The 12,147-nt window shown below is 68.3% G+C and carries 13 protein-coding genes and 2 pseudogenes; 7 read left to right on the top strand and 8 right to left on the bottom strand.

What is annotated here, in order from left to right; genetic code table 11:
- Positions 1–244: 244 nt before the first annotated feature.
- Both ACIRQP_RS28995 and ACIRQP_RS28990 read right to left on the bottom strand, forming a co-directional pair.
- Positions 245–788 (bottom strand): annotated as a pseudogene (locus tag ACIRQP_RS28995) (DUF4240 domain-containing protein).
- Between the two features lie 80 nt (positions 789–868).
- Entirely contained in the window at positions 869–1,336 is a 468-nt protein-coding gene (locus tag ACIRQP_RS28990) for a hypothetical protein (RefSeq protein ID WP_403894698.1), read from the bottom strand.
- Positions 1,337–1,639: 303 nt separating this feature from the next.
- On the opposite strand from ACIRQP_RS28990, the gene ACIRQP_RS28985 reads away from it, so the two are divergent.
- The 3 genes from ACIRQP_RS28985 to ACIRQP_RS28975 all read left to right on the top strand — a co-directional run bounded on the left by ACIRQP_RS28985 (position 1,640) and on the right by ACIRQP_RS28975 (position 3,224).
- Positions 1,640–2,080 (top strand): hypothetical protein, encoded by a 441-nt coding sequence (locus ACIRQP_RS28985; protein WP_403894695.1) that lies wholly within the window; start codon positions 1,640–1,642, stop codon positions 2,078–2,080.
- A gap of 210 nt (positions 2,081–2,290) precedes the next feature.
- Entirely contained in the window at positions 2,291–2,443 is a 153-nt protein-coding gene (locus ACIRQP_RS28980) for a hypothetical protein (RefSeq protein ID WP_403894693.1), read from the top strand.
- A 31-nt stretch (positions 2,444–2,474) separates the two neighbouring features.
- Complete coding sequence (locus ACIRQP_RS28975) at positions 2,475–3,224, top strand: RICIN domain-containing protein (RefSeq protein WP_403894690.1); 750 nt, start codon at positions 2,475–2,477, stop codon at positions 3,222–3,224.
- Positions 3,225–4,080: 856 nt separating this feature from the next.
- Here ACIRQP_RS28975 and ACIRQP_RS28970 read toward each other — a convergent pair.
- From ACIRQP_RS28970 to ACIRQP_RS28950, 5 genes are all read right to left on the bottom strand, one after another.
- Positions 4,081–5,559, bottom strand: a complete 1,479-nt coding sequence (locus tag ACIRQP_RS28970) for a hypothetical protein (RefSeq protein ID WP_403894687.1) — start codon at positions 5,557–5,559, stop codon at positions 4,081–4,083.
- The gene (locus ACIRQP_RS28965; RefSeq protein ID WP_403894684.1) at positions 5,556–5,882 is read right to left on the bottom strand and encodes a helix-turn-helix domain-containing protein; all 327 of its coding nucleotides are present in this window, start codon (positions 5,880–5,882) and stop codon (positions 5,556–5,558) included. Before ACIRQP_RS28965 ends, ACIRQP_RS28970 begins: the two co-directional genes overlap by 4 nt.
- The gene (locus tag ACIRQP_RS28960; RefSeq protein WP_403894681.1) at positions 5,882–7,000 is read right to left on the bottom strand and encodes a tyrosine-type recombinase/integrase; all 1,119 of its coding nucleotides are present in this window, start codon (positions 6,998–7,000) and stop codon (positions 5,882–5,884) included. Before ACIRQP_RS28960 ends, ACIRQP_RS28965 begins: the two co-directional genes overlap by 1 nt.
- 283 nt (positions 7,001–7,283) lie before the next feature.
- Positions 7,284–8,018 carry a hypothetical protein gene (locus tag ACIRQP_RS28955; protein ID WP_403894678.1) on the bottom strand — a complete coding sequence of 245 codons (735 nt, stop codon included), beginning with the start codon at positions 8,016–8,018 and terminating at the stop codon, positions 7,284–7,286.
- A 28-nt stretch (positions 8,019–8,046) separates the two neighbouring features.
- The gene (locus ACIRQP_RS28950) at positions 8,047–8,478 is read right to left on the bottom strand and encodes a recombinase family protein (RefSeq protein ID WP_403894720.1); all 432 of its coding nucleotides are present in this window, start codon (positions 8,476–8,478) and stop codon (positions 8,047–8,049) included.
- 41 nt (positions 8,479–8,519) lie between these two features.
- Here ACIRQP_RS28950 and ACIRQP_RS28945 point away from each other — a divergent pair, with 41 nt between their 5' ends.
- From ACIRQP_RS28945 to ACIRQP_RS28930, 4 genes are all read left to right on the top strand, one after another.
- Positions 8,520–8,930: a VOC family protein gene (locus tag ACIRQP_RS28945; protein WP_403894675.1), complete on the top strand. Its 411-nt coding sequence runs from the start codon at positions 8,520–8,522 to the stop codon at positions 8,928–8,930.
- Between the two features lie 305 nt (positions 8,931–9,235).
- Complete coding sequence (locus tag ACIRQP_RS28940) at positions 9,236–9,757, top strand: helix-turn-helix transcriptional regulator (protein ID WP_403894672.1); 522 nt, start codon at positions 9,236–9,238, stop codon at positions 9,755–9,757.
- The gene (locus ACIRQP_RS28935; RefSeq protein WP_403894669.1) at positions 9,757–10,422 is read left to right on the top strand and encodes a glyoxalase; all 666 of its coding nucleotides are present in this window, start codon (positions 9,757–9,759) and stop codon (positions 10,420–10,422) included. The genes ACIRQP_RS28940 and ACIRQP_RS28935 overlap by 1 nt, the downstream gene beginning before the upstream one ends.
- Before the next feature lie 58 nt (positions 10,423–10,480).
- A complete protein-coding gene (locus ACIRQP_RS28930) occupies positions 10,481–10,966 on the top strand; it encodes an iron chaperone (protein WP_403894667.1) in 486 nt (161 codons plus the stop codon).
- Positions 10,967–11,081: 115 nt separating this feature from the next.
- On the opposite strand, the pseudogene ACIRQP_RS28925 reads toward ACIRQP_RS28930, so the two are convergent.
- Positions 11,082–11,993 (bottom strand): annotated as a pseudogene (locus ACIRQP_RS28925) (DUF4158 domain-containing protein); the annotation flags it as partial.
- Positions 11,994–12,147 lie beyond the last annotated feature (154 nt).

Below are 12,147 nucleotides of genomic sequence, written 5' to 3'. Positions count from 1 at the left end.
TCCGCTGAACCCACGGATACACCCAGCTGATACACACGGACCAACCCGTGAGTTCCCGCCGAACAGGCTTCAGTTTCCCTGAACTCGCGGGCCTCATGGCCCTCGGGACTGGTAGGCCCGCATGTTGAGGTGTCGCGTATTCGTCAGCCGAGACGGGTTCGTGGCCTGACGGGGTGACGGACAGTGATGTTCGGGAGTGTCGCCCTCCGCTGTTCGACCTCGTCTTGTGACTGCGAGCTTCCGCTTACTCCAGATAGAGAGCTGCCAAGCGGGGCAGTCGGCGAGTCATTTCGTCGTGGTCATCGAAATCGAAGTTCCAGGGGGGGGGGGGGGGCCAGCTCCCGGTAGCGGATGGTGGGTGGGCTCGCGGGGAGTTGATCACCGGTCGCCGAGATGTGTGCGTTCCAGGCGATGCCCAGCATGTCCTCACCCTCCAGGTCGACACCGTCGGCTGCGGAGGTTCGAACGATGGGCAGTTCTGCCAGGGCATCGGGACCAGCGACTACGCGCTCGAAGACTTCACGGCCCTGAGCGATCAGCCAGCCGCGGAAGTAGTCGAAGCCGTCGTCAGAGCACCCACCGTTGGCGATGTAAGCAGCGGCCCACAGAGGATTGGTGTAGGAGTCAACCATCAGGTCCCACAGAACCTGCTCAGCTGCGACGATCTCCTTGACCGGCCGGGAGGCCAGCAGCGAGGTCGCCTCGCGAGCGACCGCTTCGCCGTCGTTCGGGTTGGACGCCTGATTGCGGGCTGCCTCAATGAGCTGCCAGAACTGCTGCTTGTTCATGGAGGCAGAGCCTGTCACCTGGTACTGACATCGGGCCGGTCGCGGGAGCTTGGCCCATCAGAGCAGCCACGTCGGCCCTGTCAGCGTGTGTGGTCGCCGGGTGCATATCGGCTCCAGGTTCCTCCGGCTTCGGTGACCAGGCGGGTGGCGGTCTTGTCGTGGTAGCCGAGTGCCTTCGCGATGATGGGTGCCGGGGCTTGGAGGACGAGCTGGCGGATCGCGGAGGTCCTGCCTCGTTGCGGCGGGACGCCGATCTTTCGGAGGTGGACTTGGAGGCTGACTGGGTTCATGGGCTGTCCGGGCTGGCGGCCGGGGAAGAGCCGCTGTGAGCTTCTGCTACTGGCATAGGGCATCTGCTGTCGGGACCGGATGTAGGCCCGCATCAGGTCGGCGGCGGGCTTCGGCAGCGGGGACGGCGGCTCTCCCAGTCGGACGGTGACGGTGGTCCCGTCGTCGGTGATCTCGTCGATGGTGAGGCGGACGATGCGGCTGACGGGTTGCGCGTAGAGGAGAACGAGGGCAGCGGCGACCCGGGCCCGCAGGGGCAAGGAGTCGTCGTTGAGGACCCGGCGGAGGATCGCGAGCCGGCCTGAAGTTCCGGTCCGTAGTTGGGACTGTGGGCGCGGGGCTGGGGAGAATTTGCTGCGGATCGCGCGGCTCCTCGGCCTACGGGCCTGTCCCGGACAGGACGTTGACCAGGCCGGACAACCTCTGTTTGTCCGGGACATCCGCTTCCCCTTGGCAGTGCGGCGCGGGCCCGGTGACTCTGTGGGCGGCGGATCTTCGGGTCGGAAACGGTCCGCTGGCCCCGGCCGACCAGGACGGGGATTGTCACTTCATGGGAGAAAAAAATGAACCGGTTGCGCGTCCTCCTGCGCTCCGCAGGCACGATCACCGCCGGAGTCGCACTCGCTGTGGGAGTGTCCACCGGAACGGCCAACGCCGCCGTGGGTAGCTGGAACGCTCAGTACACCCAGGCCGACATCGCTGGTGCCCACGCCTGGGGCACGGTGTCACAGGCGTCCTCCGCCAGCCGCATCTATGTCACGACCAACCTCCGGGACTCGGCGAAAGACAGCAAGGGCGCGCGGGTCTTCGTCCGCGCCACCTACCAGGAGGGCTGGGGCGGAAGCCGTACCGAGAACCTGAGCGTCGCCACCTACATGGCGGAGGACCAGCGGACCTGGAACTTCGATGTCACCACGACGTGGATCGAGGTGATGGAGTGCAAGACCGAAGGGGGCGTGACGGAGACGTGCGCCGGCTGGCACAAGATCTGGGGCGGGGCCTGATCCGTGACCCACTGACCCGTCGCTTATTGATCTAACGCCTGTGGCCCGAGTCCGCGTCCTCCGGGGCGAGGTTCTCGCCGACTGACGGCGGGCTTCACCGACCAATGATATGAGGGCCCGGCTCTCGGGACGGGCCCTCATATTCCTGTCAACGGGACTGGCGGGATTCCTCGTTGTTCCTTCGGGCAGAGGTTCGGCAAGATGACGCTCGTGGGGGATTCGGGGAAGCTGCCGCCGTACGAAGACCTGTTGCTGTACGAGGCGCAGGATGCCGTGGGCCTCGTCGCTGCGATGCAGCGGCTCAAGGAGCTTTCAGGGCTGACGTATCGCGAACTGGAGGAGCGAGCGGCCGTCAGGGGGTGACGTCCTGGCGCGCAGCACCATTGCCGACGTTTTGCGCCGGACGAGCCTGCCGCGCCCTGAAGTCCTGGCGGCGTTCGTTCGTGCCTGCGGGGACGGGGAGCGACTCGATGCCTGGCTGGCGACCCGAGAGAAAATCGCCGCCGCGCGCGTCACGACCGAACCGACCCCCACGCTCGGTCAGGGAACTGACACCCAGCCAGGAACTGAAGATGTCGCGCATGAGCGGCCCCGTCGCTTCAGTGGCCCGAGAATGATCGGATCCGCAGCCACGCTCGCGGTAACGGCACTGGCCCTGATCATCTGGCTGCCCTCTGCCGACACTGCCCGGCCACGAGCGGCTCCTCCCACGGACGGGTGGGTCACCATCCGCCCCGCCCGCACAGTTGATCTATGCCTGACCGACGGACGCGACCGCAAGGGCGCCTACGGCAGCGCCGTGGCCGTCCAGCTACCGTGTGTCGAGTCACCAGTGCCCCGCACCTACCTGGAACCGGTGGGCGAGGGGCTATTCCGCATCCAATGGCATCATCCCCAGCTCGGTAAGGGGTGCTTGACGATCATGGGCAAAGATCAAATCAAGGGCATGCTCGAACCCCGCCAGAACTGCGATCAGGGCACCCTCTTCCAGATGGAACCCGCTGCCGGGGCATTCCGACTGCGTTCATCCACCAGCGGCCGATGCATTGGCATTGTCGGCAACGACACCACTCAAGGCGCCGAGGCGATTGAGGAGCGCTGCTCTGGCGCGGCAGACCAGCGGTTTCTTCTCCAGGCCGGCTAACGGCCTGAGCTAGCGTGATGGACGCAGGGACTCGCCCGGCTTCACCACCAGAGATCCCGGCACGCGCCGACCTCGAAGACCGCCGTCATCCGGGGGAACGAGGACAGGAGCTGGACAAGCGCCGGGCCCCGCCGGACGGCCGACCCGCCGCTTGCGCGGACACAGCCGATGCAGACCTGGCCAGCAAGGCTGCCGTACACACACCGAACCGCGTCATAGTGCCCACGCACGCATTGGGCCGCAAATATGCGGCCAGATGGGGCGTCAGGTCCGGAACGGGCCTAACTCGGCCTCGGGACTGGTGGGCTCGCATGTTGAGGTGTCGCGTATTCCTGCCAGGGTCACCCCTGCGGTCACCCAGAGCGATGGCCGATGGCCCTCGCTCTGACCACACTCTGGCGTGCTCTCCTGGGGTCGCTTATCATCCGAGAACTGATTGAGGGCGTGACCTCGCGGTTGCGCGGACCCGTAACGGTCCGCCGCTTCCCAGGGGTTACACCGTCTCAGCCAACCATCGTGCTTCGGTGGTCGGGCTGAGACGGCATGTCTCGGAACGGCCACCCTCACAGAAGGATGTCGGCCGTTGAGTTCCGGACCTTTGACGCGCCTCTTGCTCGTCGCCCTGGCAACTGTCCTGTCCCTGCTGGTCGCAGTCATCGCTGGTGTGCTGTCTTGGGCAGCGGACGGAAGCGTGCCACGTGCAGTGCTCTGCGGTGGTGGGGCATTCGTCGTATGGATGACCCTCTCCATCTCGCTGTACTCAGTTCTGGGCCTGCTCGACAGGGGCGTCGGGCAGGGATGATGTGCAGCTCAACCGACTGGAGTGCTCCTCGTGCTCTTCCCGACGGATTTGGGGTCACCGTGTGTGGTCGCCGGGGGCGTATCGGGCCCAGGTGCCTCCGGCTTCGATGACCAGGCGGGTGGTGGTCTTGTCGTGGTAGCCGAGAGCCTTGGCGATGACCGGGGCTGGGGCTTGGAGGACGAGGTGACGGATCGATGAGGTCCGTGCCCGCTGGAGGGGAACGCCGAGTCCGCGTAGTCCGTCCCGCAGGGTGCCCGGGTGCATCGGCTGGTTCGCCCGGCGGCCGGGGAAGAGCCAGCGGGACTCCGCGTTCACTGCGGCTGTTCTGCCGGGCAGGGCGGTGATGTAGTCCAGCAGCAGCGACGCGACGGGTTCCGGGACCGGCGAGGGAGGCTCCCCGAGCCGTAGCAAGACGTGGGTGTCGTCGCGGAGGACGTCGTCGGTCGTCAGACGGACGATTCGGCTCACTGGTTGGGCGAAGAGGAGAACCAGGCAGGCGGCGATCCGGACGCGCGGGTCGCTGCTGCCGTCGGTGAGCACTCGTCGCAGCGTGGCGAGTCGTTGGTGCTGGCCGAGGGGGTTCGGGTTCGTCGTCTGCCTGTTCGGAATGGAGAGGCGGGGCATGCGGCGGGTGTCCATGCACCAGCGCAGGAATGGCTGTGCTGTCCGCCGGGTGGCGTACTTCTCCGCATGCCAGGCATCGAGCTCCGTCTGAGTCGCTGCATCCAGGGGGACGCCGCGTTCGGCGAGCCACTGGAGGAACGCCGCGGCCTGGGTGATGTGCTGTCGGCATTCCTGCGTCGTGCTGGCGCCCAAGGGCCCTTCGCGGACCTTGCCCCGGAGCTTGCGGAGCTGGTGCCACTGCGCGAAGTGTCGAAGAAGCCGGGCATGTCCAGGGTCCTCGATGGAGGCGAGGCGTTCGGCGAGCCACCGCTCGAAGAGCAGGAGTCGGCGATCGATGCGGGGGAGGATGCCGCTGTCCATCAGCAGGTCGCGGAGGTAGGCGGTCGTCCGCCAGTTCGGGAGGTCTTGGAGGGCTTCGTGGGTGAGCGGGACGCGTCCGGAGGCGAGGTCGCGCAGCAGCGCTGGGACCTGGGGGTTGCGCAGCCAGATCAGGCGGCTCTTGGGCCGTTCCATCTTCACCAGCAGGTCGTGTAAGGGGACCAGGCGGGGGTGGATGCGGCCGGTGCCGTCGTCCAGGAGCACGGCGAGCAGGTCGGCGAGGGTGCAGTATTCGCAGAGGCGTCCGCCCAGCATCATGCCCTCGAATCCGCACCGGTCGCAGAAGAAGTTGCGGGTGATGCCTGCGCAGTCGCGGCAGACGGCGGCCCCGTCCGGGGCCTTGCCGGGAAGGAGCCGCGTGGTGCCGCAGCCGGGGCACTGCCCACGGATGCGCATGGCACGTTCGAAGCAGGTGCGGCAGATCGGCCCGTCGCTCCACTCGGCGGCCTTGGCTGCCCGCCGGCCGCAGCGTGTGCAGTCGCGGACGTGCCAGCGCTCGTATTGCTCGCGGGTGCGGTAGGCCGGGCTCATGACTCTGGGGTGAGGCGGACGCGCTTGGGCCGTCGCGCGGACAGATTGATCGGAGCCTCTTCGCCGACTGCCCGGCGGGCCGGGATGTTCTGAGCCGAGGTGGCGATCAGATCCGCTGGGGTGCAGTCCAGGATGTCACAGAGGGTGGCCAGCACCGGCAGGGACAGCCGTTCGGGGGTGCCGGAGACCAGGCGGTGGACCTGAGAGGAGGAGAGAGTGATGCCGCGTTCGGTCAGGTGCGGCATCAGCTCGGCAACTGTGAACATGCCGCGGGCAGCCATGAGTTCACGCAGCCGCCAGCGGTAGTTGATCTGGCGTGGCATCACGAAGTCCTTCCTGGCCGCAGAGCGGCCTCGATCGTGGCGTCCAGGGCGCGACGCAGCGTGCGGGTGCGGAAGTCGGAGGAGACGCAGGTGTAAATGGCGGTCGTGGAGGCGTAGTCGTGGCCGACTTGGTGCTGGACGAACAGCGGGTCGAAGCCGTCCTCGATCAGGTGAGTGATGTAGGACCTGCGCAGCGAGTGGAACTCCAACGCGGGGTCGAGACCGAGCGCGTCGCGGTAGGAGGCGAAGCGGGAGTCCAGCCGCTGGAGGCCGACTCGCCGGGCGCGTTCGGACGGCCACAGGGCCGGGCCGGTGGAGTGGCGCATGCCGGGCCGGATCTCGCTGATCCACTCCTCGATGATCTCCGGTGTCCATCGCCAGACCGTCAGCACGGTGCGGCGCTTGGGCGGCGACCCCTTCTTCGCCTTGCCGTAGCGGACCTGGAGAGTTCCGTAGTCGCCGAACTCCGGGCCTTCCGGGTTACGGCCGAAATCGGTGAGGTCGAGCATCCGTGTCTCATTCCGACGCAGGCCGTAGCTGTAGGTGGTCTTGAACAGCGCGGCGTCCCGGAAGGCCGGCAGCCATCCCTTGCGGCCCTTGCCTCGCACCCGCAGAACCTGTTCGTCGGCGTAGTCGAAGAACGCCTCCAGCTCGGGTCGGGTGAAGGCGCGTCGCTCGGGCTCGCCCTCTGCCTCGTCGGCGTGTGCGGCGGCGTTCCACTCATGGACGACCTGCACTGGGTGCGTACCGAAGTGGCGCATGCACTCCTCAACCCAGCCGTAGGCCGGATTGGCCAGGAAGTCGCAGAACAGCCGCACCGAACCCTGGTAGTTGCGCAGGGTGGACCGGACGCAGCCGTGGACGGCCCGCAGGTCGGCCGACCAGTCGTCCACGTGCTGCGGGGCCCACTCCCACGGCTTCGCATCCGCGTGGCGGGCGAACGAGCGGACCGTACGTTCCTGGTCTTCGACATACCCGGGCGAAAGATTGCGCGCGAGCTGCTGATTGCGCCACCCCTTCAGCATCGCCTCGAAGACCTGTTCGTCCGGCCGTAGCAACGGCAGACCGTCAATGAGCTGGAGCCGGACAGACCCCGGCGCGAGACCATCTCCGCCCATCGGTCCTCACTCTCTGTCCATCGCATTGGATGCGAGAATTTCGCATCCAATGCGAGCCGGAGGCGTTTTCGCAGCTCAGTCGCTCGAAGGAGTGAGAAACCGCCTACTGTCGCGACGGGGCCGCTACGGTGGAACCGGGCCTCGGCGCAGGTCCCGGCCCCAGCCAGACCGCTGGTCACTCGTTATGCAGGGGCGCCAGGATGGATGTCGCGTATTCGCATCCGATGCAATTGGCGTCGGTGGGAGTATCCGAACGGGAATTAGCGGTAGCCGCTGACCCGGATCACGGTCCGGTCGGAATGAGGGCGCTGACGCGATTCTCGTACTCGCGGCGGGCCTTGCGCTGTGCCGGGACAGTCGGGGTGCCTTGGCCGCCGTCGAGGGGCTGGCAGCGGTCGAGGAGTTGGCGGTGGACGGCCCGGGTGGTGCTGATGCGCAGGGTGTAGCCCTGGCCGCGCCGTACGGTGACGCCCTGGTCGAGCGCGGCTCGTTCGTCGGGCTCCAGCTCGGTGGCGCGGAGGAAGTCGGCGACCTTGCCCGGCATGTCGAGGGTGACCGGCAGCTCCGGGGTCGGGACGTCCTGGCCCTCGGCGGTGTGCTCGGGCAGAAGGTCGGCGACGGCGGTACGGATGGCGCCGCGGCTGACGCCGTGGTCGCGGGCGAGGGCTGCGATGGAGCGGCCTTCCAGGTACGCGGTGCGGACGGCTTCGGTCCTGTCGGCCGCCACGGCGGGGCGGCGACCGCCCTTGTTGCCCTTGGCCTCGGCGGCACGCAGTCCGTCGTAGGTCAGCTCGCGTTGGAGGTCGCGTTGGAGTTCGCCGGCGGCTGCGAGGGTCTGCACCATGAACTTCACGGTGGACAGCAACTCGCCGGTGCGCGAGTGACGGGCGGTGAGGTCCATCGCGGAGAACGCGCCGTCGTGGATGCGCAGCGCGAGGCGGTCGCGGTGGAGGACGTCGAGCACGTCGAGGATGTGGCCGGTGCCACGTACGAGGCCCTGTAGTCCTAGCTCGGACACCAGGGAGCAAGTAACCTGCCGGTAGCTTTCAGGGCTTCGCCTTGACGTTCTTCTTCGGCTGGCGGGGGACGGTCTTGGTCTTGTCGAGGTGCCCGTACACCGTGGAGCGGGGCACGTTGAACATGTCGGCGATCTGCTGAACGGTCTTCTCGCGGGCGTCATAGAGCTGTTGGGCGAGTTCGGCCTGGTCGGCCGTGAGCTTGGGCCGGCGCCCGCCGACTCGGCCGCAGGCCCGCGCGGAGGCGAGCCCGTCGTTGGTGTTCGCCACGATCAGCTCGCGCTGGAGCTCGGCCAGTACGGACAGCATCCCGAACATGGCGCGACCCTCCACGGTGGAGGTGTCGATGCCCTGCTCGATGACGTGCAGGCCGATGCCTCGCTCGCGCAGTTCGGCACCGAGGGTCACCAGGTGGAGGACGGAGCGGGAGAGACGGTCAAGCCGTCCGGATCGAGTAGGAATCGAGAAGCGCAGCTCACGGAGTTGCGTCTAGCCTGCTCGCCATGGACATCACCATTCACACGACCGCTCTGCCGCACGACGACCCGGAGGCGTCGCTCGCCTTCTACCGCGACGTCCTCGGCTTCGAGGTCCGCAGCGATGTCGGGCAAGGCAGGATGCGCTGGATCACGGTCGGCCCGGCCGGTCAGCCCGGCACGTCGATCCTTCTGGCCCCGCCTGCCGCCGATCCCGGCATCACGGAGGATGAGCGCCGCACCATCACCGAGATGATGGCCAAGGGCACCTACGGCTGGATCCTGCTGGCCACCCCGGACCTCGACGCCACGTTCGAGAAGGTACAGGCCGGTGACACCGAGGTCGTCCAGGAGCCGACCGAGCAGCCGTACGGCATCCGCGACTGCGCCTTCCGCGACCCTGCGGGCAACCTGGTCCGCATCCAGGAGCTGCGCTGAGCCCTGCGGGTATCGGGCGGCTATGCGGGCCGACATCGCGACCGTCCATAAGGAGCACGGCGGCGCACCAGAGCGGACGTGCCTGCCCTGCCGGCCGCTCGCCAAGGCCGCGTCCGGAGCCTCGTTGAACCGGCCAAGAGCCCGGACTCCGTCCCGCCGCTGTCGGGCAGTTGCTCGCCCGGCAGGTCGAGTCCGACGGGCCGGTCCACACCACCGAGCGTCTGGGGTGCCCGCCGAGGCCGGCACCCCAGACGCTCGAAGACGTTGATGGCATTGGAAGATCAACGACAAAGGGGAGGGTTTTCATGTGTAAGCCTGAATGGCGGCGTGCACGCGTCCAGGCGCAGCGCCTGGACGATCTCGCGCGGCTGCGCCGCGTCCGCGACCGGATCGACAGGGAGTACGCGCAGCCGCTGAACGTGGAGGCGCTCGCTCGCGATGTGCACATGTCCGCCGGACACCTGAGTCGGCAGTTCCGGGCCGCCTACGGGGAGTCGCCGTACGCGTATCTGATGACGCGTCGCATCGAGCGGGCGACGGCGCTGCTGCGGCGGGGCGATCTCAGCGTCACCGAGGTCTGCTTCGCGGTCGGCTGCGCGTCGCTGGGCACGTTCACCACCCGCTTCACCGAGCTGGTCGGCATGCCTCCCGGGGCCTTCCGGCGCCAGGCGGCAGATGCTGCGTCCGACCCTGCCGATGCCGCGGATACGGCCCGTGACGCGGGCTCGGCGATCACGGTGGAGGGGATGCCCGCGTGCGTGGCCAAGCAAGTGGCGAGACCGGTCAGGAATCGAGAAGCCCCGGCCACCGCCCAGCCCCTAGCGTGATGGACATGGCAACCACCACTTCCACCGCAGCCCACACGATCCTCGCGTCCGTCACCCTTGAGGTGGCCGACCCCGAGGCCGCCCGCCGCTTCTACGGCGCCTTCGGCGTGGACACGTACATACGCCTGCGGGCGTCCGAGGCGCACTCGACTGGATTTCGCGGCTTCACCCTGGCGCTCACGGTGTCCGGGCCGGCCACCGTCGACGGCTTCGTCGCCGCCGCCGTGGACGCCGGTGCCGCGGTGCTGAAGCCCGCCACGAAGTCGCTGTGGGGTTACGGCGGCGTCGTCCAGGCCCCGGACGGGACGATCTGGAAGATCGCGACCTCGGCGAAGAAGGACACCGGCCCCGCCACCCGCGATATCGACGAGGTCGTCCTGCTGCTCGGTGTCGAGGACGTGAAGGCCACCAAGCAGTTCTACGTAGGCCGGGGCCTGACCGTGGCCAAGAGCTTCGGCGGCAAGTACGCCGAGTTCGCCCCCGGTCAGTCCAGCCCCGTCAAGCTGGCGCTGTACAAGCGCCGCGCGCTGGCCAAGGACCTCGGCGTCCCCGCCGACGGCACCGGCTCGCACCGCATCGTCCTCGGCAGCACCGCCGACGCCTTCACCGACCCGGACGGCTTCGCCTGGGAGGCCGCCGCGCCGCCCGCTCCCACACCGTCCTGACTTCCGATCCTGTACTTCCGCACCGCTGTGTCTCACCTTGTACGAGAGGAAACCTGTTATGCCGTCCACGAAGTCGCCCACCGAGAACTCCGGCACGACCGCCGAGAAGTACGACGGATTCACCGCCGAGGAGCGGGCCGCGATGAAGGAGCACGCACGCGAGCAGAAGAAGACGGCGGCGCGGCGCGGTTCGTCCCGGGCGGAGAAGGAGGCGGCAGCGGAGCAGGACGTGCTCGCGAAGATCGCCGAGATGCCGGAAGCGGACCGGGTCCTCGCCGAGCGGATCCACGAGATCGTCAAGACCGCCGCTCCCGACCTCGCGCCCAAGCTCTGGTACGGGATGCCCGCGTACGCCAGGGACGGCAAGGTCGTCTGCCACTTCCAGAGCGCGGAGAAGTTCAAGTCGCGGTACGCCACGCTCGGCTTCAGCGACCAGGCGGCACTCGACGAGGGCGCGATGTGGCCGACCGCCTACGCCCTGAAGGAACTGACCGCGGCCGACGAACAGCTCATCAGCGCCCTCGTGAAGAAGGCAGTGGGCTGAGGCCGACCGGGGGCGGGACCGGCGGCGAAAGTGACCGAGCAGTGGAAGACGTTCATGCGCCTGGATGCGGTGCGTCGCCACGGCCGACGTCAGTTCTGGCCCTCCACCGACGCGTTCAGCTCGGCAGTGCTGAGGCGGACTCGGGGGAGCGTGGCCGGGGCACGTCCGGGACCACCGCGGCGATCGTGGCGAGCGCCTCGGCAAGCTGCTCGCGCGGCACGACCTGCTCGATCGCCGACCACGCATCCACCACGGAGACGAGTTCGCCGGTAACGGTCGCGGGCGGCGTTGTCATCAGCACGTCGACCGCCGCAGCGACCTTCTTCGCGGCCTTGCGCAACTGGGGCAGGGCCTTGAGCTTGGCGTCGTTGCCCATCCGCTCGGCCTTCGCCAGCAGCTTGGTGGCCATCAGCGCGTGCAGCAGATCGAGCGCGTCATCCACCGTCGCGGTCTCCAGGCGCCGCACGGTCGCCAGCAGCGTCGCGGTCTGCCGCGTGACTTCCAGCCGCTTCAGCGTCGGCGCCTTCGAGATCAGCCCGTACCGGGCCAGCCCGGTCATCCGTGCGGCCGGGACCCGTCCGGTGTCCACCGCGCCGGCCCCCAGGCCCCGTACCTCGCGGGCGCGGTCCAGCGCAAGTTCCATGGCCCTGCCTGACACCCGCATCGGTCCCAGTCGCAGCCGTTCCAGCTCCGACACCCGCTTCTTCTCCGGCACTTCGAGCAGCCGGACCATCTCGGTCCGCAGGTCGTACGGCACTGCCTCGTACAGCGCGGCATGCAACCGGTCGTTCTCCTCCGACCGTACGGCGGCCACCATCCGGGCCAGCGTCGTGACCCCGGGCAGCAGCACCCGGTTGTTCACCAGCCACACCACCGCCCGGTCGAACAACGCGCGCGGCCCCTCCAGCGACGACCACACCCGCGCCGCCAGGAACTTCCGCAGCTCGTCCTCGCCTGCGGCGAAGTCCCGGTAGCCGTAGGCGTCCCGGATCTCCCACGCGTGCTCATACGCCGTCTGCACACGGCCCCGTACCCGGCGAAGTGCTCGTCACCGAGGGCCAGCTGCTCGGCGACGGACCGCACCACGGAGGCTGGTACCGCCGTGGGAACCTCGGTCAGGAAGGTGCCGAGCATCCGCACCGTGCCCCACCGGGCATACGAAGGAGTCAGAACCCCCTGTT

The organism is Streptomyces sp. NPDC102274, assembly GCF_044766385.1.
Taxonomy (GTDB): Bacteria; Actinomycetota; Actinomycetes; order Streptomycetales; family Streptomycetaceae; genus Streptomyces.
The sequence above is the reverse complement of the archived record's forward strand: the minus strand, read 5'-3'. Positions and strand labels throughout refer to the sequence as shown.

Excerpts from the sequence above, each read along its gene's own strand:
- ACIRQP_RS28985 (WP_403894695.1), top strand. The coding sequence starts at position 1,640 with ATGAACCGGTTGCGCGTCCTCCTGCGCTCCGCAGGCACGATCACCGCC.
- ACIRQP_RS28970 (WP_403894687.1), bottom strand. The coding sequence starts at position 5,559 with ATGAGCCCGGCCTACCGCACCCGCGAGCAATACGAGCGCTGGCACGTC.
- ACIRQP_RS28965 (WP_403894684.1), bottom strand. The coding sequence starts at position 5,882 with ATGCCACGCCAGATCAACTACCGCTGGCGGCTGCGTGAACTCATGGCT.
- ACIRQP_RS28960 (WP_403894681.1), bottom strand. The coding sequence starts at position 7,000 with ATGGGCGGAGATGGTCTCGCGCCGGGGTCTGTCCGGCTCCAGCTCATT.
- ACIRQP_RS28945 (WP_403894675.1), top strand. The coding sequence starts at position 8,520 with ATGGACATCACCATTCACACGACCGCTCTGCCGCACGACGACCCGGAG.
- ACIRQP_RS28940 (WP_403894672.1), top strand. The coding sequence starts at position 9,236 with ATGTGTAAGCCTGAATGGCGGCGTGCACGCGTCCAGGCGCAGCGCCTG.
- ACIRQP_RS28935 (WP_403894669.1), top strand. The coding sequence starts at position 9,757 with ATGGACATGGCAACCACCACTTCCACCGCAGCCCACACGATCCTCGCG.
- ACIRQP_RS28930 (WP_403894667.1), top strand. The coding sequence starts at position 10,481 with ATGCCGTCCACGAAGTCGCCCACCGAGAACTCCGGCACGACCGCCGAG.